Genomic DNA, 20283 nt, shown 5'->3' with positions numbered 1-20283 from the left:
CATTCATTCTGCGGAGGAGCTCCCATGCCCTGGTCCATCGACGACATCCCCGACCAGACCGGACGCGTCGCCGTCGTCACCGGGGCGAACGGCGGGCTCGGCCTCGAGACCGCCGAGGCGCTCGCCGGCAAGGGCGCCCACGTGGTCATGGCGGTTCGCAACCAGGACAAGGCCGCAGCGGCCCAGAACCGGATCCTGACCGCGCACCCGACGGCGTCGCTCGAACTCGTCGCCGTCGACCTCGGGAACCAGGACTCGGTCAAGGCCGCCACCGACACGATCACGAAGTCCCACCCCGAGATCCATCTGCTCGTCAACAACGCCGGCCTGATGGCCATGCCCGAGCGGAAGACCGACGACGGCTTCGAGATGCAGTTCGGCGTCAACCACCTCGGCCACTGGACCTTCACCGCCGGGCTGCTTCCCGCGCTGCTCCGCGCCGACGCCGCCGGCGACGACGTTCGCGTCGTCACCGTCACGAGTGTCGCCCGGTTCATGGGCACCGGGGTCGACCCCGCCAACCCTCATCTCGAGGGCAAGTACAGCGCCTGGGGTTCCTACGGACAGGCCAAGCTCTCGAACTACTACTTCGGACTCGGGCTCCAGAAGGCCTTCGACGACGCCGGTGTCGGGGTCTCGAGCCTCATCGCCCATCCGGGCCTGTCGCACACCGACCTGCAGTCGCACACCCAGGCCGAGGGCGGCGGCGGGGTCATCGGCGCCGTGTCCGACAAGCTCGCTGCCCTCGTCGGCATGAAGCCGGCCGACGGCGCACGCATGCAGCTCCGCGCCGCGACCGATCCATCGGCGAACGGTGGCGAGCTCTATGGCCCGCTGTTCGGCAGCAACGGGCCGGCAGTCAAGCGTCCGGTGCTCCGCACGCTCGGCCTGGACGGCAAGGTCGCCACCCTGTGGGAGGTCTCCGAACGCGAGACCGGGGTGGCGCTCGACGTGGTCGCGGCAAAGGCGTCGCTCGACACGTGAGCGTGCCGGCAACGGTCGACCGAGCCGCGGCGATCCGCTCGGCCGTCGTGCGTCTCGTCGCCCGCCAGGGATTCCACGGCACGTCGATGGCCGCGATCGCACGCGAGGCAGGTGTCGGAACCGGCACCGCCTACGTGCACTACGAGTCGAAGGACGATCTCGTGCTCGCCACCTATGTGGAGGTCAAGGAGGACCTCGGCCGAGCGGCGACCCGTGACCTCCGGCCCGGCGACACCGAGTCGACGTTCCGGCAGTTGTGGTTCCGCGTCCACGACCACCTGGCCGACGACCCCGACCGGGCGCGCTTCCTGCTCCAGGTCGACACCTCGCCGTATGCGCACGAGGCCCACTCCCGATCGATGGACGAGTCGGGCGATGGCCTGCTCGATGCTGCTGCCGCGGCCGGGATGATGGAACGGTTCGCTCCACTCCCCCTCCTCGTGATCTTCGACCTGGCACTCGGCCCGGCGATCCGACTGGTCGCCTCGGGCGAACGGCTCGACGCCAGGAGCATGGAGACGCTGTGCGATGCCTGCTGGCGGGCCGTCACCGTCTGATCGAGCGTCGGCGTCCCGATACCCTCGCCGCTCGATGGACCCCGAACTCTCGCTCCGCTTGACGACCTGGTCGAAGGATGAGCCCGCCGACCGTTGGCGCTCACTGCGCACCGTGGCGCGTGCAGCCGACGCCGTCGGCATCGACCGCCTCGTCATGTCGGACCACGTCGTCATGGGCGAGAACCTCGACGCCTACGGCGACCCGGCACGTGGCGGGCAGGCCGGGGGTCGCCAACCGACCGGCCCCGATGGCCACTGGCTCGACCCACTGGCGGTGATCGCCCATCTGAGCGCCATCACGGACCGGGTCCGCTTCGGCACCAACATCCTGCTCGCCGCGCTCCGGCGACCGGTCGTGCTCGCCGGTCAGTGCGCGACGATCGACGTGCTCTCCGAGGGACGACTGGACCTCGGGGTCGGCGTCGGCTGGCAGCGAGAGGAGTACGAGGCCGCCGGGCTGTCGTACGCCGATCGAGGCCGCCTGCTCGACCACACGCTCGAGGTCTGCCGACAGCTCTGGACCGAGGACGCCGCCAGCCACGAGTCGGACGAACTGCAGTTCTCCGGGATCCACCAGCAACCCAAACCCGTCCAGTCCGGTGGCGTGCCGATCTGGGTGAGCGGCACGGTCAACCCCCGGTCGATGCGACGCCTCGCACGATTCGGCTCGGGCTGGATCCCCTGGGGGGCCGACGCTGCCGACCTCGCTGCGTCGATCGGGCACATGCGCGATGCCGTCACCGAACACGGACGCGATCCGTCGTCGATCGGCGTCGTCGGTGGCTTGCGCGTCGTCACCGACGACGACGGGGCGATCGACGTCGACGCCACGCTCGAGCCCGTGGCCGACGCGGTCGCCGCAGGAGTGACGACCTTCCACACCGGCGTGACGCTGCCCGCCGACGTCGACGATGCTGCGGCCATGTTGCAGCCACTCGTGACCGCGTTCCGCGCGGCGACCCGTCGGACCTGACGTGCGCGAACACGGTCGGCCTCTCGGGACGCGCCCGATCGTCGCCATCGCGACGACGCTCGTCCTGCTTGCGCTCACGATCCCCACCGCGGCGCCAGCCGGCGCTGCTGCGTGTACCGATCCCTTCACGGCGTCCTTCCGGGCCGACCTCCGCGATCGCTTTCCCGGCCAGCGGGTCACCGCCGCCGTGTACGACACGCGGACCGACTGCTGGTACCACCTCGACCGCGGAATGGAGATCACCACCGCCTCGGTGATCAAGGCGCAGTTCCTGGCCGGCGTCCTCCTCCGGGCCCAGGACGAGGGCCGCGGCCTGACGTCGTTCGAACGGAGCCGCCTCGAGCCCACCATGTGGCTCAGTCACAACCCGCCGGCCAGCGAGCTGTTCCACTCGCTCGGCGGGGTGGCGGGGCTCGAGTCCATGGATCGTCGGTTCGGCCTCACCAGGACCTCGCACACCACGAGTTGGGGCGCGACGGTCAGCACCGCCGAGGACCGCACCCGACTCGCAGTCGCGATGCTCCACGGCGGCGGGGCGCTCGGCGCCACCGCACGCGGGAGGGCATGGCAGTTCATGACCGCCGTGCACCCGACCCAGCAGTGGGGCATCTCGGCCGGCGTCCCCGCGGGGTACACGGTGGCCCTCAAGAACGGCTTCTACCCCCTGTCGGGCACCGCCCGGTGGCGCATCGGCTCGACCGGCTTCGTCCGCGACGACCTCACCGGCGAGGGCTACGCCATCACGGTCCAGAGCGACCGCAACGCGACCCATGCGGCGGGCCAGGCCCTCGTCGAGTTCGTGTCGGCCGAGGTCGCCACCGTGCTCACCACCGGTGATGCCGCCCCTCGCCTCGTCGACCGGTCACGGTGTGTGCAGGCCTCGGGTGGCGAGTCGTGGTCCAACGTCGCCAGCCGCCTCGGTGTGCCGGGCGACCCCGGTGGTGTGCAGTCGGTGGCCGGCGGCGGATCGAGCGCGTTGTCCGGCATGCGGGCCTGCGCCCCCCGCCTCGGATCTGCGCCCCCGGTCCCGGGTGGTTCGACGATCAACGGTGTCTACCTCCCCCTCGTCGGGGACTTCGACGGCGACAACACCGACGACATCTTCTGGTACGCCCCCGGACCCGCCGCCGACTTCGTCTGGAACGGCCAGACCAACGGCACCTTCACCAGCAACGCCCGACCCGTCAACGGCCGATACGAACCCCTCGTCGGGGACTTCGACGGCGACGGCACCGACGACATCTTCTGGTACGCCCCCGGACCCGCCGCCGACTTCGTCTGGAACGGCCAGACCAACGGCACCTTCACCAGCAACGCCCGACCCGTCAACGGCCGATACGAACCCTTCCTCGGGGACTTCGACGGCGACGGCACCGACGACATCTTCTGGTACGCCCCCGGGCCAGCGTCCGACTTCGTCTGGAACGGCACGCCGGAGTCGACCTTCGCGAGCAGCGCCACATCGGTCAGCGGCCGCTACGACCCCGCGGTCGGCGACTTCGACGGCGACGACGCCGACGACGTCTTCTGGTACGCATCCGGTTCCACGCCCGACTTCGTCTGGACCGCGACCGACGACGGCTCGTTCGCATCGACGGCTCGCTCGGTGAACGGCAGCTTCCAACCGGTCGTGGCCGATCTCGACGGCGACGCCCGTGACGACATCGTCTGGTATGCGCCGGGAGCGGACGCCGACCGGCGGTGGCGTGCGACCGGTGGGCCGGCGGACTTCGCCAGCAGCAGCGAGTCGCTCCCCGACCTCCACCTCCCGATCGTCGGTGACTTCGACGGCGACGCCGCGGACGAGGTCCACTTCTACGGCCCCGGCGCCCACGACGACGTGCTCTTCGACGGCTCGACCCGCAGGAGCCTCGGCGTACGTGGTCGCTACGAGCCCGCTGCCGGCGACTTCGACGGTGACGGACGCGTCGACATCCTCTGGTACGGCCGGGGCGTCGCCGCCGATCACCTGTGGCTGGGAATCGGCGACGCGGCGGCGCCTCGATCCGTGACTCCGACCACCTGAGTCGACACCGGCTGCGGGCGACTCAGATCGCCGGCACCGGCTGGGGCGGGGGCGGCCCGACGTAGCGGCTGCTGGGGCGGATGATCCGGTTGTCGGCAGCCTGCTCCAGCGCCTGGGCACACCACCCGACGACGCGGCTGGCCGTGAACGTCGGGGTGAACAGGTCACGGTCGAGACCGCACCGGTCCATCACCACGGCGGCGTACCACTCGACGTTGGTGTGCAGTTCCCGGCCGGGCTTGAGTTCGGCGAGCGTTCGCTCGACCTCGGCTTCGACCTGGACCGCGAAGTCGACCAGTTCGCCGCCGAGTCCCTGGGCGATCGATCGCAGCATGACCGAGCGGGGATCGGCGGTCTTGTAGACGGGATGACCGAAGCCCATGATCCGCTCGCCGGCCTCGACCTTCTCACGCACCCACTGGGCTGCGCGGTCCGGCGACCCGATCTCGTCGAGCGTGTCGAGCGCACGGCTCGGTGCTCCACCATGGAGCGGGCCGAGGAGCGCGCCCGCTCCGGCGACGATCGCCGAGCCCAGGTCGCTGCCGGTCGACGTGACGACGCGGGTGGTGAACGTCGAGGCGTTGAAGCCGTGGTCGATGCCGAGGATCAGGTACTGCTCGATCGCTCGCACGTACTCGGGCGGGGCCTCGTCGCCGCGGAGCATGTGGAGGTAGTCCGCCGCGTACGACAGGTCGGGCCGGCTGGCCACCGGCTCGAGTCCGCGACGCAGGCGGTGGATGGCGGCGATGAGCGCCGGGACCACGGCGCTCAACTGCAACGCCTGGGTGCGGCGGGCGACATGGTCGACGTCCATCGAGTTGGGGAGAGCCAGTACGGACGCATGGTGCGACAGGGCGGTGCGGAGTGCGGAGGAGACCGAGCCGGCCGATCGGCTGATGGCGGGCAGGACGGCGAGGACCGCTTCGGGGAGCGCCCGGTACGGGGCGACCTCGGCGTCGAACGTCCGGCGGCGGGCAGCGTCGGGGAGGTCGCCGTCGACGAGGAGGTGCCAGACGTCTTCGAACGTCCGTGAGGCCGCCAGTTCGGGGGCCGCGTACTGGCGGTAGTGGTAGAAGCCCTCCTGGCCTCGGACGTCGCCGAGGGCGGTCTCGGCCACGATCATCCCCTTGAGCCCGACCGGTGCGACGAGCGCCTCGTCGGCCGGATGGAGATGGGCCATGGCCGTGAGGTCACGGAGCGACACGACGCCCTGGAGTTCGCCGTCGACCACCACGGGGAGGTGGCGGTAGTGGCGTTCGGCGAACTGGGCCCAGGCGGCATCGATCGAGGCGTCGGGGTCGAGACAGTCGGGGTCGGGCGTCATCCAGGCGGCGACCGACTCGGTGGCCAGGTCGGCGCCGGTGCCGGCTGCGTGCAGGACGTCGCGCTCGGTGATGATGCCGACGGGGCGTCCGGCGTCGGTCACGACCAGCGAGCTGACGACGTCGCGGTTCATGTGTGCTGCCGCGGTGGCAACGCTGTCGTCGGGTGATGCCGACCGGGCGGGGACGGTCATGACGTCGCCGACGGTCCGGGGAGCGGTGGTGTCTCGTTCGGTGGTGTTCACGGCTCCAGTCTCGGGCGGCCAGTTCATGTCGTCAACGTTGATCGGATCAAGCTATGGTCAACCCATGGTCGTCGACCCGTGGATGACGAGCGAGCAGGCCTCGCGCCGGCTCGAGGTGAAACCCGAGACGCTGTACGCCTACGTCAGCCGCGGGTTGATCCGGAGCGAGAAGGTCCCGGGTCAACGGCGGAGTCGGTTCCTGCGCGCCGACGTCGAACGCCACGCGTCACGGAGCAGGCGCGGCGGACGCACGGCGGGGCTCGAGGTCGTCGTCGAGACGCAACTCACCCTGCTCGAGCCCTCGGGACACCTCTACTACCGCGGATGGGACGTGGCCGACGCCGTCGCCGAAGCGAGCTTCGAGGAGATCGCCTCCTGGCTGTGGACCGGCACCGTGGCCGACACGCCGTTCGTGGCCTCCGAGTCCGCCGTGGCCGTCGCCCGCAGCGCGGTCGACGCCGTCGGCGACCTCCCGCCCATCGACCGCTTCCGCACCGCGCTCGCCGTGATGCGGCACGCCGATCCGTTCCGCGCCGACCGGCGGCCCAGCGCTGTCGCCGACACCGGCCGGTCGACCGTTGCCGCCATGGTCGAGTGCCTCGACGTGCTCGGCCGCCACGACGCCCCCGACGGCGCACCGCTGGCCGCTCGTCTGTGGGCCCGGATCACCGACGCCAAGCCGTCGGCATCGCGGGTCCGGTTCCTCGACGCCGTCCTCGTGCTGCTCGCCGACCACGAACTGGCGTCGTCCACGTTCGCGGCGCGCGTCGCGGCGTCGACCTGGGCGGATCCGTACCTGGTGTTCCAGGCCGGCCTCGCCGTGCTCGGCGGGCCACTCCACGGGGGCGCCAGCGAGCAGGCTCGCCAGCTCCTCCGCGAGGCCGGCGAGACCTCGGCCGCCGAGGCGATCGGGCGACGGCTCGGCAACGGCGACCGCATCCCGGGGTTCGGTCACCGGGTCTACGAGTCGTCGGATCCACGAGCCGACGTCGTGTTCCAGGTACTGGGACCCGACGACGTCCCGTGCGTCGTCCCCGAGATCCTCGCCGTGATGGACGAGCGCAAGCTGCCGTTCCCCAACATCGACTTCGCACTCGCCGCCGCGGCCGAGACGTACGGCTTCGCCGACGGCGCCACCGAAGCGGTCTTCGCCGTCGCTCGCACCGTCGGATGGCTGGCGCACGCGATCGAGGAGTACGAGCACGCACTCCGATTCCGACCGCGCGCCGCCTACGTCGGTTCGCCGCCTCGCAACCCCTGACTGCTCGCGCCCACAGCGACGTCGTCGATCAGAGGATTGCTTCGACCAGGTACGGGCCCTCGGTCGACAGACCCCGTTCGAGGCCGGCCCGCAGCTCGTCGAGCGTGGTGGCCTGCATGCCCTCGACGCCGAATCCCTTGGCCAGCGACACCCAGTCGGGCGCCGGGTCCGAGAGGTCGGTGAGCGAGCGTGCCTGCGGGCCGGCGTCGTCGTGTCCCGTGCGGTGGAGCTCCATCTGGAGGATCCGGTAGGCGCGGTTCGCGCACACCACGACCGTGACGTCGAGCGACTCGCGCGCCATGGTCCACAGCGACTGGAGGGTGTACATGCCCGAGCCGTCGGCCTGGAGGGTGATGACCTTCCGGTCGGGTGCCGCGACCGCAGCCCCGACAGCGCACGGCAGCCCCTGCCCGATCGCGCCACCGGTGAGCGAGAACGCCTCGTGGGGAGCGGCCCCGGCAGAGGCGATGGCCCAGCCGAGCCCGGAGGTGGCCGACTCGTTCACGACGATCGCACCCTCGGGCTGGAGGGCGGCAACCATCGCTCCCATCGTCATCATGTCGAGGTCGCCGGTCGGCACCGTCGGAGACCCGTCGTGGGGCGCGGACTTCGCGCGGGCAGCAGCCACCGCCGCCACCAGCGCCTCGAGCCCTTCGCTCCCCCGCACACCCGGCGGAGCGATCGACACCACGCTGGCGTCGGCGGGGAGGAGTTCGCTGATGCCGAGCCGCTGGTAGCCGAAGAAGGCGACCGGAGCCCGGGTTCCGGCGACGACCAGCGTCTGGACCGACGCCAACACCTCGAGGGCCTGCTCGGGGAAGTACGGGATGGGGTCGAAGTGCGGGATGCCCGCCCCCTGTTCGAGGACGGCGGGGAAGGTGTCGATCCACACGCTGCACCCGGTCGCGGCCTGGACGGCGGCGGCGGCCTCGAGTTCGGCCCGCCGGACGACGCCCCCGAGCAACAACCCGGCCTTCACGCCGCTGCGGAGGCCGGCGGCAGCGAGGCTGATCGCGTCGGCGTCGATCGTGACCGAGGTCGAACTCCCCTCGGACACGTCGTGCACCTTCGCCTGACCCCAGGCTGCGTCCTGCGGGAAGATCAGCGTCGACACCCCCGACGGCGGACCCATCGCTGCGCCGATCGCCTCGCGCATTGCCGTGCCGGCGTGTGCTCCCGAGGAGACCCTGGCCACGTGGCGGGACACCGGACGGGCCAGCGACTCGATGTCGCTGGTCAGCGGTGCATCGACGCCGAGATGCCAGCTGGCGTGATCACCGACGAGGTTGACCACGGGTGTGTGCGCTCGACGAGCGTTGTGGAGGTTGGCGATGCCGTTGGCGAAGCCGGGACCCAGATGGAGGACCGTCAGCGCGGGTCGACCGGTGACACGTCCGTAGCCGTCGGCGGCGCCGGTCACGACTCCTTCGAAGAGCCCGAGGACGGCACGCATCGACGGCACCCGGTCGACGGCGGCAACCAACTCCATCTCGGTCGTACCCGGGTTGGCGAAGCAGACGTCGACGCCCGCTCCGACCGCAGTACGGAGGGCGAGTTCTGCACCGTTCATCGGTCCTGCTCCATGCGTCGGGGGTCGTCGTCGACCACGTAGCCGAGGTCGGTGAGTTGCGTTCGCATGCGGGCCGCACTCTCCAGATCGCGGGTCTCGACCAGGAGTTCGATCTCGGTGACCCGCGCCGAGTGGACACCGAACTCGCGGTGATGGGTCAGGTCGACGATGTTGCCGCCGGCCCGCCCGACCGCTGCGGTGAGTGCTCCCAACGCCCCGGGGGTGTCGGGAACGTCGATGACCAACCGGCTGAGGCGACCGGTGCGGGCGAGGCCACGCATGATGACGGACGAGAGAAGCCGGAGGTCGATGTTCGCGCCCGACAGCACCACGCCGATCGACCGTCCTGCGTATCGATCGGGATCGGCGAGCAGCGCAGCGAGCGACGCCGCGCCTGCACCCTCGGTGACGACCTTCTCGACCTCGAGATACCAGACCACCGCCTCCTCGATCGCCCGCTCGGGGACCGCGACGATGTCGTCCGCCAACGAACCGATGATCTCGGTGGTCAAGATGCCGGGGGTCTTCACCGCGATCCCCTCGGCGATCGTCGGCCCCCAACCCGCCGGTGGCTCCGTGGTCTGGCGGTTGGTCGCGGCGATCATCGCGGGATAGAGCTCGGACTGCACACCGATGAGCTCGACGCTCGGGGCGACACCGCGGACCGCCACACAACTCCCGGCGAAGAGGCCGCCGCCACCGACCGGCACCACGATGGCGTCGAGACCGGGGGTGTCCTCGATCATCTCCAACGCGCACGTTCCCTGCCCGGCGATGATCAACGGATCGTCGTAGGGCGCCACGAACGTGGCCCCCTGCTCGGCAGCGATCCGGTGCGCCACCTCTGCGGCCTCGTCCAGCGACTCGCCCTCGACCACGACCGTCGCCCCGTTGTCCTCGGTGCGGCTGATCTTCGTCGCCGGCGTCGCCTCGGGCATCACGATCGTCGACGGGATCGACAGCAACGTCGCGTGGTGGGCCACGGCCTGCGCATGGTTGCCGGCCGACATGGCCACGACGCCACGTCGACGTTCGTCCTCGTCGAGCGCCAACAGGCGGTTGCGGGCGCCTCGTTCCTTGAACGACGCCGTGTACTGGAAGTTCTCGAACTTCACCCAGACGTCGGCGCCGGTGATGGCCGACAGGGTGTGCGACCGGGTGGTCGGCGTGCGCAGGACCGACCCGCGGATGGCCGCGGCGGCAGACCGGACGTCGTCGAGCGTGACGGGAAGCCTCGAATGCTGCACGGGCGCATGCTGACACGGGACGACTGCCGCACGCGGCACGGGATCACCAGAACCGGGATCGCCGCATCACCCGTAGGATGGCGGGATGAGCACCTACGAGACGCCCGAGTGGCATCCGGCCTTCGAGGAGTACTGCGAAGCCATCTGGGAGCTCGCGGAAGACGACATCTCGGTGATCCAGGCGCGCATCGCCGAACGCCTCGAGGTGAGCCGTCCTGCGGTGTCGGAGATGATCCGACGTCTCGACGGCGAAGGCCTCGTCGACGCCGACGGCAGCCGCATCCTGCTGACCGCCGACGGGAAGAAGTTGGCCGAGCGCGTCGTGCGCCGTCACCGCCTGGCCGAACGGTTCCTGACCGACATCCTCGGCCTGTCGTGGGCCGAGGCGCATCAGGAGGCCGGCAAGTGGGAGCACGTCATCTCCGACAACGTCGAGCAGGCCATCGACCGCCATCTCGGTTCGCCCACCACCTGTCCGCACGGCAACCCCATCCCGGGTTCCGACTACGACGCGCCGCTGACCGTCCCGCTGTCGGGCGTCGACGTCGGCTCGTCGTTCACCGTCAGCCGCATCCCGGAGGAGCTCGAGTTCACGCCGGGACTCCTCGAGTTCCTCGAGAGCGCGTCGGTCCTCCCCGGCACCACCGGGTCGGTCAAGGCGTCATCGCCCGACGGCACGACCACCATCGAGATCGACGGCAACGCCATCGGCATCGGGGCCTTCGCCAGCGAACGCATCCTCGTCCGCTCCCGCTGACCGCCATCCCCAGAGCCCACCGGCCGCCAGGATCGCCGCCCACACGACGTTTCCGATCACCGTCGCCGTACCGTCGGCACGCTCGTCGGGGAGCACCGAGCGCCACACCCGCATCCAGGGGTTGGTCGTGTCGAAGAAGTCGACGATCAACGTGAGCGAACCGTGGGTCGTCTCGACGGTCAACCACAGCCATGAGAGCGCGCCGAGCGCACCAGCGGCGACGACCGCGTTGACGAGCCGACGGCGACCGTCGACGAACCGAGCGACGGCCAACACCGCGAGCGGGAGCACCACCACCGTCTGACGGCCGGGCCACCACCAGCCGTGCATGGTGAGCGCCACCCAGGTCGCAGTCGCATAGCCGGCGGCGAGCGGTGCGAGCAGGACGACGCGCGCGGCATCGGCACGCCGGGCGGTCCATGCGACCGCAGGGACCGCCAGGAGGAATGCCGGCGCCCATGCCACCAACCCGAAGTCCCGGTCGACCAGCAGCCCGAGGAGGCGGACCGTCCGCGCCAGGTGATCGGGGTCGTCGCCGACCACGGTGAACTCGCCACCGACGAAGTGGTCGCCCGCCGCGTAGACGGTCCATCCGCCGTAGACCGCCTGATGGAACGCCAGGTACGACGCACCGGCCACGCCCGCAGCGCCGAGAACCGCCGGCGCCAGGTGGCGGTCACGCCACAGACCGACGATCCCGAGGACGAGCGCCACCCCGGCGTACTTCACACCCAGCCATGGCAGGGCCACCACCGCGAGCAGCCACACGGCAGTCCGAGCCCGCGACCTCGGTCCCAGCAACGATGCCGCGGCAACGGCGACCGCGAGTGCGGCCACCGACTCGGGGTAGATCTGGCTCCCGTACGACGTGATCGGCGGGCTCATGCAGAAGGCCGACGTCACCAGCACCGCGGTCCGCGGGCGCACGCCCAGCCGGGCGACGGCCGTCCAGACCAGCACGGATCCGAGGGCGCCCACGACCAACGCCATCGTGAGCCGCGCACCGACCCAGCCGAACGATCCGACCCCCGGTGCCAGCAGCAGCGGGAGCAACGGATCGTGGGGACTGAGCTCCGAGCCGTCGGGCCGTGGTTCGGTCTGGCGCGGGAGGCTCGCTGCGTGGAACGCCCGCCATCGCTCGTCGGCCAACTCGTCGGCGATGTCGAGGTCGCCGTCCTCGATCAGGCTGATCGCGCTCAGCACGTACTGCGGTTCGTCGGCGGTGAGCCGGTCGTCGCGGGTCGCGTGCGCTCCCGCTCCGAGCAACGCCCACCCCGCGGTCACGACGAAGACCAGGAGCAGGACGCGACGGCGCGGTCCGACGTTCACCGGCGGTCAGTCCAACAGGTCGGCGCGCCGCACCACCAGCGCCCACGTGAGCGCACCCGACACAGCGAGCAGCGCCAGCGCCGTGAGCCCGGCCTCGGCCAGGGCGTTGGCCTCGGTCGACGCCCAGATGCGGGTCGCCAGCGTCTCGAACCCCGTGGGTGCGAGCAGCAACGTCGCCGGGAGTTCCTTCATCGTCGACAGCAGCACCAGCCCCGCGCCGGCGGCGAGGCCCGGTGCCATCAGCGGCAGGTCGATCCGCACCAGCCGCCGCCAGCGGTCGGCACCCAGCATCCTGGCGGCGTCGTCGAGTCGGCCGGGAACCGATCCGACGGCGATGCCCGCGGCACGGACCGACTGCGCACCGAAGTGGACGACGTAGGCGATCACGAGGAGCGGGAACGTCTGGTAGAGGCCGTCGAGCACCGGCGTGTTGAGCGAGAGGAAGACCATCGAGAGCGCGATGACGATCCCGGGAAGCGCGAAGCCGGCGACGACCATCGTCTGCGCAGGCCCGGCGACGCGACCGCGGTAACGGGCTCCGAGGAAGGCGACGGGCAGGACCACCACCACGGCGACGAGCGCGGTGACCAACCCGATGCCTGCGGTGTTGAGGATCGGCGTCCACAGGTCGGCTTCGGCGAGGTCGAGCGAGCCCGACGACAGTCCCCGGCGGGTCCAGTGGACGAGCGATGCGATCGGGGCCGCCAGCGCGTTCAGGAGGAAGAACGTGACCAGCGCGAACGTCGGCCAGCGCCACGCGCCGAGTGGCACGGTGAGCGACCGCTTCGTGCGCACCGCGGGAGCGGCCACGCCACGTCGACCGACCCGCCGTTCCGAGATGGTCACGGCGAGGGCGAGCAGGGCGAGGACGAGACCGAGCGCCATGGCCAGGTCACGGCGCAGGACGCGGTTGGCGTAGATCACGCGGGTCAGCGCCGGGTAGCCGAGGAGGTCGACGGCGCCGAAGTCCGACACGGCGTAGAGGAAGACCAGCAACGTGCCGGCGGTGATGGCGGTGCGGGCCTGGGGCAGGACGACCTGGAAGAAGACCGCCAGCGGGCGACGGCCGAGGATGCGGGCCGACTCCTCCACCGACGGACTCAGCGCCCGCAGTCGGGCGGCGACCGGGAGTTGGACGTAGGGATACGTGAAGAGCGTGAGCACGAGCCACGACCCGACCAGGCCGTCGACCTGCGGGAGTCGATCGACCCCGATCGGGCCGAGGACCGACTCGAGGAGGCCACCCGGAGCGACCGAGGCCTTGAGCGCCAACGCACCCACGAACGAGGGGAACACGAGCGGCAGCGGCACCAACACGGCGAAGATCCGACGGCCCGGGATGTCGGATCGGGCCACCACCCACGCCAGCCCGGTCCCGACCACGGCCGCCGACACCGCCACGAGCGCGGCGAGGACGATGGTGTTCCAGAGGGCCTCGCGCGTGACCGGGTCGGCCACGACGCTTCCCATGTCGACGTCGCCGACGACGACGCGGGAGATCAGATACGCCAGCGGCGCCGCGAACACCAGTCCGACGGCAGCCGACGAGAGGCTCAGACCCCACGGCGCCCGAGCGCGCCCGACCGCGACCACTCAGCCGTCCAGACCGCTGTCCTGGATGATCTCCGCCGTGCGGGCGAGACCGCCGCCGAGCTCGTCGAGGTCGATCGACGTGGTCGGGATGCTGTCGAGCGGCGGGAGTGCGTCGCTGGGTGCGACCCCTCGGGCGAGGGGGTACTCGAAGGTCTCCTGGCTGAAGAACTCCTGCGCGGCCTTCGACAGCAGGAAGTCGACGAGGGCTCGGGCGTCGTCACGCTGATCTGTGCCCTCGATGATCGACGCCGCCGTCGAGATGAGCAGCGATCCGAGATCGCCTTCGACGAAGAAGTGGTTCGCGCCGGGGAGGCTGGGGTCCTCGGCCAGCGCCCGTGCCAGGTAGTAGTGGTTCACGAGGCCCATCTCGATCTCGCCGCGGGTCACGGCCTCGACGATCGCGGTGTTGTTCGAGTACGCCTTCGCGTCGTTGGCCGCCATGCCGTCGAGCCAGTCGGAGGCGACGTCCTCGCCCAGCTCGACCCGCATGGCCGTGACGAAGTCCTGGAACGAGCCGTTGGTGGGGGCCACGGCGACTCGGCCACGGAACTGCTCGTCGGTCAGGTCGAGCACCGAATCGGGCAGTTCCGCCTCGTCGACGAGGTCGGTGTTGTAGACGAGGACCCGCACCCGACCGGACAAGCCGACCCAGTCTCCCGACCCCGATCGGAACTGCTCGTCGACCAGATCGAGCTCCGCCTCGTCGAGTTGGGCGAGACGCTTCTGGGCATCGAGGAAGCCGACCGCGCCCGGGCTCTGGGAGATGAACACGTCGACGTCGGTGTTGTCACCCTCGGTGTCGACCAGCAACGCGAGGTCGGCCGAATCGCCGTAGCGGACGTCGATCTTGATGCCGGTCTCGTCGCTGAACTGGTCGAGGAGCGGGCTGATGAGGTCCTTGGTGCGACCGCTGTAGACGGTCAGACGGTCACTGTCGGTCGAGCACGCGGGAGCCAGGAGCCCCAGCGCCAGCAGCGGGATGACCGCGAGGAAGAGATGGCGTGCACGCATGGCGGGGGATGCTATTGGTGCTGTCGGTCGTGTGTAAAGTCTGCCTAATGCCGACTGCGAGCCTCGACGTCCACCCCCCGATCCTGCTCTTCCTCCCGGCACGGAACGAGTCGGCGACCGTGGCCGACGTGCTCGCCGCCGCACCCTCGTCGGTCGAGGTCGACGGGGCCGCGTTCCCGGTCGAACTCCTCGTCGTCGACGACGGCTCGACCGACGGCACCGGCGACCTCGCTCGTGCGGCCGGCGCCACGGTGATCCGCACCGACGGCCTCGGGCTCGGGGCCGCCGTGCGTCTGGGACTCGGTCACGCAGCGACCATCGGCGCCGCCGCGGTCGCGTTCTGCGATGCCGACCTCGAGTACGACACCGCCGCACTCCACGACCTCGTCGCTCCGATCCTCGACGGCCGGGCCGACTACGTCGTCGGCTCACGCTTCCTCGGTGGCGCTCGACGCATGAAGCCGCACCGGCACTTCGGCAACCGTCTCCTCACGATGCTCGTTCGGGCAGCCACCCGAGACCAGCGCGACGTGCCCCTCACGGACGGCCAGTCGGGCTACCGGGCGCTCTCGGGTTCGGCGGCCGCCGCCGTCGACATCGCGCACGACTACAACTACGCCCAGGTGCTGACGCTCGACCTGCTGGGCCGGGGCTTCCGCTACCTCGAGGTCCCGATCGACTACGCCCACCGCGAGATCGGCCGGTCGTTCGTCCGCCTCCCGACCTACCTACGCCGCGTCGTCCCCACCGCCTACGCGGTCTGGCGCACCCACCACGATCCGGTTCTGGGTGCACGTTCTGCCATCCTGCGTCCCGATCGCGCACCCAGAACGATTGGTCAGTCCTCGACGACGAAGTCGCGGAAGCGATCGCGGGCGGCTCGCCAGGCGGCGTGATCGAAGCTGCCGTCGGCGGCGACGCAGTCGGCGGCGGCGAAACCCATCTCGAGCACGTGATGGGTGTTGTCCGGCGTGAAGAGGCCCTGCCGTCCGAGGACGGTGACCCGACGTGACGACGCCAACGCCTGCTCTGCCCGATCGAGCGCGGCGAGCGCAGCCGGGGTCATGACCGGATAGACCGAGGGCAGGCGGACGACGTCGACCGACTGCACCACCGGGTCGGGAAGTCCGCTGCGGACGAGGTCGTCGGCCACGCGGAGCCCGAGATCGGCGGCACTCGCCCGCCACACGCCGTCGTCGCGCCAGCACGGGATCTCGGCGCAGAGCACGGTGCGGTCGGTCGGGTCGGTCGCACTCGTCCGGTAGTTCGCCGGCTCGGAGATCCGAGTGGCGAGGACGGTCCGCTCCGGGAGGTAGTGGGCGTCGAACGGCGTGTAGGGCCGGCCGGCGACGGTGAGGTACACGAGCACCATCGCCCGCACCGGCATCGCCACCCGCTCGGCGTCGATCAGGCCGAGCCACGACGCCGTGAGACCGGCCGACAGCGTCGAGAAGACGTGCGAGGCGGTGACGATCCGTCCGTCGGCCAGGCCCACGATGACCCGGTCGTCGTGCTCGATCAGCCCCGTGACCTTCGTCTGGAGTCGCACGTCCGGCACGAGTTCGGCCATCGCCTCGCTGATCGCGCCGAACCCCCGCCGCGGATAGAGGAACGTCGGGGTGCTCCGGACGCCACGCACCAGGCGGCGGGCGATGTCGGCAGGCGACGACGCGGAGACCCGGCGCCGGGCGAGCTCGCCCGAGAGTTCGCTGGGGTCGGTGTCCCACAGCTTCCAGGCATAGGGCTCGTGGAACTCCCGCCACACGGTCGGGCCCAGGCCGGCCCGGACGACCTCGGCGTACGAGTCGGCGTTCGGCGACCGCGCCGGCCCGGTCACGGCGTCGAGGCCCGCCTTCGCGGCGACGCCGGCCGGCAGGCCCCGGAGGAGCCCGACCGGCGTGAGGGGAAACGGGAGCCAGCGGCCGCCGAGTCGGATACGACCGTTGCGGGGTCGCTCCTGCACCTCGACCAGTTCGTCGATCGCCGCTCGCGTCTCCGGCGTCATCACCGGGTGGAGACGATGGCTCCCGAGGTCGACGCGCTGGCCGGAGATCGTCCTCGAACCGGCCATGCCCCCAACGCGGTCGCCGGCCTCGAGCACCACGACCTCGTGGCCGGCTCGGGTGAGACGCCAGGCCAACGCGAGGCCGGCAGGACCCGCGCCGACGACGGCGATCACGGGCGCACGAATGCGACGGCGGGAGACCCGATGGCGACCACGTTGGCGGTGTCGCCCCGGTCGAAGCGGGGAACCGACACCTCGCGGATCCGGACCTGGGTCCCGTCGGCGAGCGCCACGACGTACACGGTGTCGTGGCCGTAGTACTCCGCCAGTTCGACGACCGCGTCACACGCGCCCTCGGCCTGTTGCTGGGCCGACAGGATCCGGAGATCCTCGGGGCGGAGCAACACATCGACCGCTCCGGTCACCGCGGAGCGCACCGGCACCCGGCCCACGGCGGTGTCGGCGAACGCCCCGGTCATCGTCCCGGGGACGAGGTTGGCGTCGCCGACGAACCGGGCGACCCAGGCGTCGGCGGGCTCGCTGTAGATCCGGTGCGGTGGCGCCTGCTGGACGATCACGCCGTCGGACATGACGGCGACGTCGTCGCCGAGCACGAACGCCTCGTCCTGGTCGTGGGTGACGAACACCGTGGTGATGCCCACCCGGTGCAGCAGTTCGTGGACCTCGGTCCGGACCTTCGAGCGCAGCGCGGTGTCGAGGTTCGAGAACGGCTCGTCGAGCAGGAGGGCCGATGGCTCGGGCGCCAGCGCTCGGGCGAGGGCCACCCGCTGCTGTTGCCCGCCGGAGAGCGTCCCGGGAGCACGGTCGGCGAAGCCGCCGAGGCCGACCATCTCGAGCGCAGCCTCGACCTTGGGGCCCTTGCGCTCGGCCCGGGGCAGGCCGAAGGCCACGTTGCCGCCCACCGAGAGGTGCGGGAACAGCGCCCAGTCCTGGAACACCATCCCGACTCGGCGCTTCTCGGCGGCGACCTGCGTTCCCGGCCCGGTGACGGCGCGCCCGCCGATCACGATCGTGCCGGCGTCGGGGATCTCGAGGCCGGCGATCGATCGCAGGAGCGTCGTCTTGCCACAGCCCGACGGGCCGAGCAGCGCGGTGACCTGACCGGCCGTCACCTCGAGGTCGACCCCGTGCAGCACCTCGGTGCCGTCGAAGCTGACCGAGAGGTCGTGGACGTCGATGCCCTCGCCGGTTCCGACCATCAGACGGCCCGATCGATGTCGAGGGACAACTGGTCGAGGCGCACGGGCTCGTCGAAGAAGTCGGGCAGCGGGCGCTCGTGGACCACGGCGAGTCGCTTGGTCGACCGCGTGAGCGCGACGTAGAGCGCCCGGAGGCCCTGCGCCTCCTCGTCCACGATCGCCGCCGGCTCGACCACGACCGACGAGTCGAGCTCGAGGCCCTTGACCATGCTCACGGGCACCACGGTGACCGGTTCGTTGAGCCCTTGTCGCGTCGCCTTGCCGTGCGGGACTCCAGCAGCATCGAGCGCGACGGACACGGCGTCGAGCATCGTCGCCGGAACGATCACCGCGAGGGACCCCGGCTCGATGAGATCGCGTTCCGAGCGGGCGACCTCGGCGACGCGGGCGGCGAGTGCCCCGAGGGGCGCTCGTTCGATCAGCGGGTCGTCGCCGCCCTCGCGCACCGAGCGTGGGGGCGACAGCTGCGGCGCTGCGACCCGGAGGACCCGAGCGGCGAGCTCCATGTTCCGTGCCGGGATCCGGTATCCGACGGTGAGTTCGCGACGTTGGACGCCACGCCGGGTCGGGAGATGGCTGATGATCTCGTCCCAGTTCTCGTGCGCCCACGCGCCGGTGGCCTGTGCGATGTCGCCGACGATCGTGAGCGACCCGTTGAGCGAACGACGCGAGACCATGCGCAGCTGCATGGGCGAGAGGTCCTGGACCTCGTCGACCACGATGTGGCCGTACGTCCGGATGCTCTCGTCCACCCCACGTCGCTTCTTGCGGGGGCCGAGCAACTCGCGAGCCTCGTCGAGGAGTGGGACGTCGTTGCGACTGAACACCACCGTCTCGCCCAGCGGCGTGCGCGGACGGTGGAGCAGCGCCAACTCCTCTGCGTCCAGCCACTTCCGCCCGGCCAGTTCGACCAGGGCACGGGATCCGAACAGGTCGTGCAGGAGTTGCCCGGGCGTGAGGAGCGGCCACATCCATTCGAGTGCCTCGACGACGGCCGGCGAGCGACGCAGTTGGTCGCGGACGTCGTCGGCGCTGACAGGGTTGCGGGCCGAGTCGGCCAACGCCTCGAAGACCTGCTGCTCGACGAACTTCCGGGCGCTGTTGTGCAGGCGGTAGCGACGGTGGGCGTCGCGGACGATGGCGGCGCTGGCCTCGACCGAGAGCACGAGGGTCTGGGCGCCCATGCCGACCCGGACGTCGGAGCGCAACGGGCGCTGCCGGTCGGCCACGGCCTTGCGGATGACGTGTGCCATCCGGCTGTCGCCCTTGACGCGAGCGACGGGCGCTCGGTCGGTGTCGCGGATGACCTCACGATCGACGAGGTCGTCGAGGACCGCCAGTTCGACGCCGGCCTCGCCGAGCGAGGGCAGCACCTGGTCGATGTAGCCGAGGAACAGGCGGTTCGGGCCGATGACCAGGACGCCCTGGCCGTCGAGCGGGAAGCGGTGGGTGTAGAGGAGGTAGGCGGCGCGGTGGAGCGCCACCACCGTCTTGCCCGTGCCCGGCCCGCCCTGGACGACGAGGAGACCCGAGAGCGGCGAGCGGATGATCTCGTCCTGCTCGCCCTGGATCGTCCCGACGATGTCGCCGAGCTTGCCGGCACGGTTCGTCTCGAGGGCATTGATCAGGGCCCCGTGACCCTGGATGCGGTCGTCGTCGACGAGGGTGATCCCCCCGTCCTCGCCGTGCACGGCATCGCCGAAGAGCTCGTCCTCGAGGTTGAGGAGCGTCCGGCCACGCGAGGTGAAGTGCCGGCGGCGTGCGAGTCCCATCGGATTCGGGCCCGTCGCCCGGTAGAAGGCCTCGGCCACCGGCGCCCGCCAGTCGACGACGACCGGCTCCTGGTGGTCGTCGGACACGCTCATCCGGCCGATGTAGTACGTGTCGTGCTCGTGCTCGGCGTCGGTGTCGATGCGACCGAACACCAACGAGTGGTCACCGAGGTTGAGCTGGGTCAGCCGATTGGCGATGTTTCCCTCGATCATCTCGCGTTCCCAGCGGGCCTGTTCGGTCCCGCCCTTGCCCACCTCGACCATCGAACGGAGCGAGCGAGCTCGGTCTCGGGCCGCGTCGAGGCACTCGTGGGCGTGATCGACGTAGGCCTGCTCCGAAGCCAGTTCGGGATGTGACGTCAACGACGTGGCACCTTCCGATGGAACACGGGAAATTCAGCGAATCGAGGG

Annotated in this window: 16 protein-coding genes and 1 pseudogene; 7 read left to right on the top strand and 10 right to left on the bottom strand. The window is 70.9% G+C overall.

What is annotated here, in order from left to right:
• The first annotated feature begins 24 nt into the window (after positions 1-24).
• From AB8619_RS02925 to AB8619_RS02910, 4 genes are read left to right on the top strand one after another with little or no spacing between them, the layout of a single operon-like run.
• The gene (locus AB8619_RS02925) at positions 25-984 is read left to right on the top strand and encodes an oxidoreductase (RefSeq protein ID WP_436794959.1); all 960 of its coding nucleotides are present in this window, start codon (positions 25-27) and stop codon (positions 982-984) included.
• Complete coding sequence (locus AB8619_RS02920; RefSeq protein WP_436794958.1) at positions 981-1541, top strand: TetR/AcrR family transcriptional regulator; 561 nt, start codon at positions 981-983, stop codon at positions 1539-1541. Before AB8619_RS02925 ends, AB8619_RS02920 begins: the two co-directional genes overlap by 4 nt.
• Before the next feature lie 34 nt (positions 1542-1575).
• Positions 1576-2514, top strand: a complete 939-nt coding sequence (locus AB8619_RS02915) for a TIGR03619 family F420-dependent LLM class oxidoreductase (RefSeq protein ID WP_436794957.1) — start codon at positions 1576-1578, stop codon at positions 2512-2514.
• 1 nt (position 2515) lies between these two features.
• The gene (locus AB8619_RS02910; protein WP_436794956.1) at positions 2516-4540 is read left to right on the top strand and encodes an FG-GAP-like repeat-containing protein; all 2025 of its coding nucleotides are present in this window, start codon (positions 2516-2518) and stop codon (positions 4538-4540) included.
• 22 nt (positions 4541-4562) lie between these two features.
• Here AB8619_RS02910 and AB8619_RS02905 read toward each other — a convergent pair whose 3' ends face one another.
• Together AB8619_RS02905 and AB8619_RS02900 are read right to left on the bottom strand one after the other, a co-directional pair.
• Positions 4563-5720: a citrate/2-methylcitrate synthase gene (locus AB8619_RS02905; protein ID WP_436796340.1), complete on the bottom strand. Its 1158-nt coding sequence runs from the start codon at positions 5718-5720 to the stop codon at positions 4563-4565.
• 15 nt (positions 5721-5735) lie between these two features.
• Positions 5736-6056: pseudogene (locus tag AB8619_RS02900) on the bottom strand (CBS domain-containing protein); the annotation flags it as partial.
• A gap of 115 nt (positions 6057-6171) precedes the next feature.
• Here AB8619_RS02900 and AB8619_RS02895 point away from each other — a divergent pair.
• Positions 6172-7368: a citrate/2-methylcitrate synthase gene (locus tag AB8619_RS02895; protein ID WP_436794955.1), complete on the top strand. Its 1197-nt coding sequence runs from the start codon at positions 6172-6174 to the stop codon at positions 7366-7368.
• 28 nt (positions 7369-7396) lie between these two features.
• Here the strand turns inward: AB8619_RS02895 and AB8619_RS02890 are convergent, their stop codons facing one another.
• Positions 7397-8938 carry an acetolactate synthase large subunit gene (locus AB8619_RS02890; RefSeq protein WP_436794954.1) on the bottom strand — a complete coding sequence of 514 codons (1542 nt, stop codon included), beginning with the start codon at positions 8936-8938 and terminating at the stop codon, positions 7397-7399.
• Positions 8935-10185: a threonine ammonia-lyase gene (locus AB8619_RS02885; RefSeq protein WP_436794953.1), complete on the bottom strand. Its 1251-nt coding sequence runs from the start codon at positions 10183-10185 to the stop codon at positions 8935-8937. The genes AB8619_RS02890 and AB8619_RS02885 overlap by 4 nt, the downstream gene beginning before the upstream one ends.
• 85 nt (positions 10186-10270) lie before the next feature.
• Between AB8619_RS02885 and AB8619_RS02880 the strand changes: the two genes are divergently transcribed.
• Positions 10271-10942: a metal-dependent transcriptional regulator gene (locus AB8619_RS02880; protein ID WP_436794952.1), complete on the top strand. Its 672-nt coding sequence runs from the start codon at positions 10271-10273 to the stop codon at positions 10940-10942.
• On the opposite strand, the gene AB8619_RS02875 is transcribed toward AB8619_RS02880, so the two are convergent.
• The 3 genes from AB8619_RS02875 to AB8619_RS02865 are packed head-to-tail and all read right to left on the bottom strand — an operon-like array spanning position 10847 to position 14875.
• On the bottom strand, positions 10847-12271 hold the full coding sequence (locus AB8619_RS02875; protein WP_436794951.1) for a hypothetical protein: 1425 nt from the start codon (positions 12269-12271) through the stop codon (positions 10847-10849). The genes AB8619_RS02880 and AB8619_RS02875 overlap by 96 nt on opposite strands.
• Positions 12272-12277: 6 nt before the next feature.
• Entirely contained in the window at positions 12278-13864 is a 1587-nt protein-coding gene (locus tag AB8619_RS02870; protein WP_436794950.1) for an ABC transporter permease, read from the bottom strand.
• A complete protein-coding gene (locus AB8619_RS02865; protein ID WP_436794949.1) occupies positions 13865-14875 on the bottom strand; it encodes an extracellular solute-binding protein in 1011 nt (336 codons plus the stop codon).
• 47 nt (positions 14876-14922) lie between these two features.
• Between AB8619_RS02865 and AB8619_RS02860 the strand changes: the two genes are divergently transcribed.
• Positions 14923-15771: a glycosyltransferase family 2 protein gene (locus tag AB8619_RS02860; RefSeq protein ID WP_436794948.1), complete on the top strand. Its 849-nt coding sequence runs from the start codon at positions 14923-14925 to the stop codon at positions 15769-15771.
• On the opposite strand, the gene AB8619_RS02855 is transcribed toward AB8619_RS02860, so the two are convergent.
• The 3 genes from AB8619_RS02855 to AB8619_RS02845 are packed head-to-tail and all read right to left on the bottom strand — an operon-like array spanning position 15714 to position 20235.
• The gene (locus tag AB8619_RS02855; RefSeq protein WP_436794947.1) at positions 15714-17054 is read right to left on the bottom strand and encodes a protoporphyrinogen/coproporphyrinogen oxidase; all 1341 of its coding nucleotides are present in this window, start codon (positions 17052-17054) and stop codon (positions 15714-15716) included. The genes AB8619_RS02860 and AB8619_RS02855 overlap by 58 nt on opposite strands.
• The gene (locus tag AB8619_RS02850) at positions 17051-18100 is read right to left on the bottom strand and encodes an ABC transporter ATP-binding protein (RefSeq protein WP_436794946.1); all 1050 of its coding nucleotides are present in this window, start codon (positions 18098-18100) and stop codon (positions 17051-17053) included. Before AB8619_RS02850 ends, AB8619_RS02855 begins: the two co-directional genes overlap by 4 nt.
• Positions 18100-20235 carry a HelD family protein gene (locus AB8619_RS02845; RefSeq protein ID WP_436794945.1) on the bottom strand — a complete coding sequence of 712 codons (2136 nt, stop codon included), beginning with the start codon at positions 20233-20235 and terminating at the stop codon, positions 18100-18102. Before AB8619_RS02845 ends, AB8619_RS02850 begins: the two co-directional genes overlap by 1 nt.
• Between the last annotated feature and the right edge of the window lie 48 nt (positions 20236-20283).

Source organism: Actinospongiicola halichondriae, assembly GCF_049103745.1.
Classification (GTDB): domain Bacteria; phylum Actinomycetota; class Acidimicrobiia; order Acidimicrobiales; family Salinilacustritrichaceae; genus Salinilacustrithrix; species Salinilacustrithrix halichondriae.
This window is presented reverse-complemented; position numbering and strand designations above follow the sequence as displayed.

Excerpts from the sequence above, each read along its gene's own strand:
- AB8619_RS02925 (WP_436794959.1), top strand. The coding sequence starts at position 25 with ATGCCCTGGTCCATCGACGACATCCCCGACCAGACCGGACGCGTCGCC.
- AB8619_RS02915 (WP_436794957.1), top strand. The coding sequence starts at position 1,576 with ATGGACCCCGAACTCTCGCTCCGCTTGACGACCTGGTCGAAGGATGAG.
- AB8619_RS02905 (WP_436796340.1), bottom strand. The coding sequence starts at position 5,720 with ATGGCCCATCTCCATCCGGCCGACGAGGCGCTCGTCGCACCGGTCGGG.
- AB8619_RS02895 (WP_436794955.1), top strand. The coding sequence starts at position 6,172 with ATGGTCGTCGACCCGTGGATGACGAGCGAGCAGGCCTCGCGCCGGCTC.
- AB8619_RS02890 (WP_436794954.1), bottom strand. The coding sequence starts at position 8,938 with ATGAACGGTGCAGAACTCGCCCTCCGTACTGCGGTCGGAGCGGGCGTC.
- AB8619_RS02880 (WP_436794952.1), top strand. The coding sequence starts at position 10,271 with ATGAGCACCTACGAGACGCCCGAGTGGCATCCGGCCTTCGAGGAGTAC.
- AB8619_RS02865 (WP_436794949.1), bottom strand. The coding sequence starts at position 14,875 with ATGCGTGCACGCCATCTCTTCCTCGCGGTCATCCCGCTGCTGGCGCTG.
- AB8619_RS02860 (WP_436794948.1), top strand. The coding sequence starts at position 14,923 with ATGCCGACTGCGAGCCTCGACGTCCACCCCCCGATCCTGCTCTTCCTC.
- AB8619_RS02850 (WP_436794946.1), bottom strand. The coding sequence starts at position 18,100 with ATGGTCGGAACCGGCGAGGGCATCGACGTCCACGACCTCTCGGTCAGC.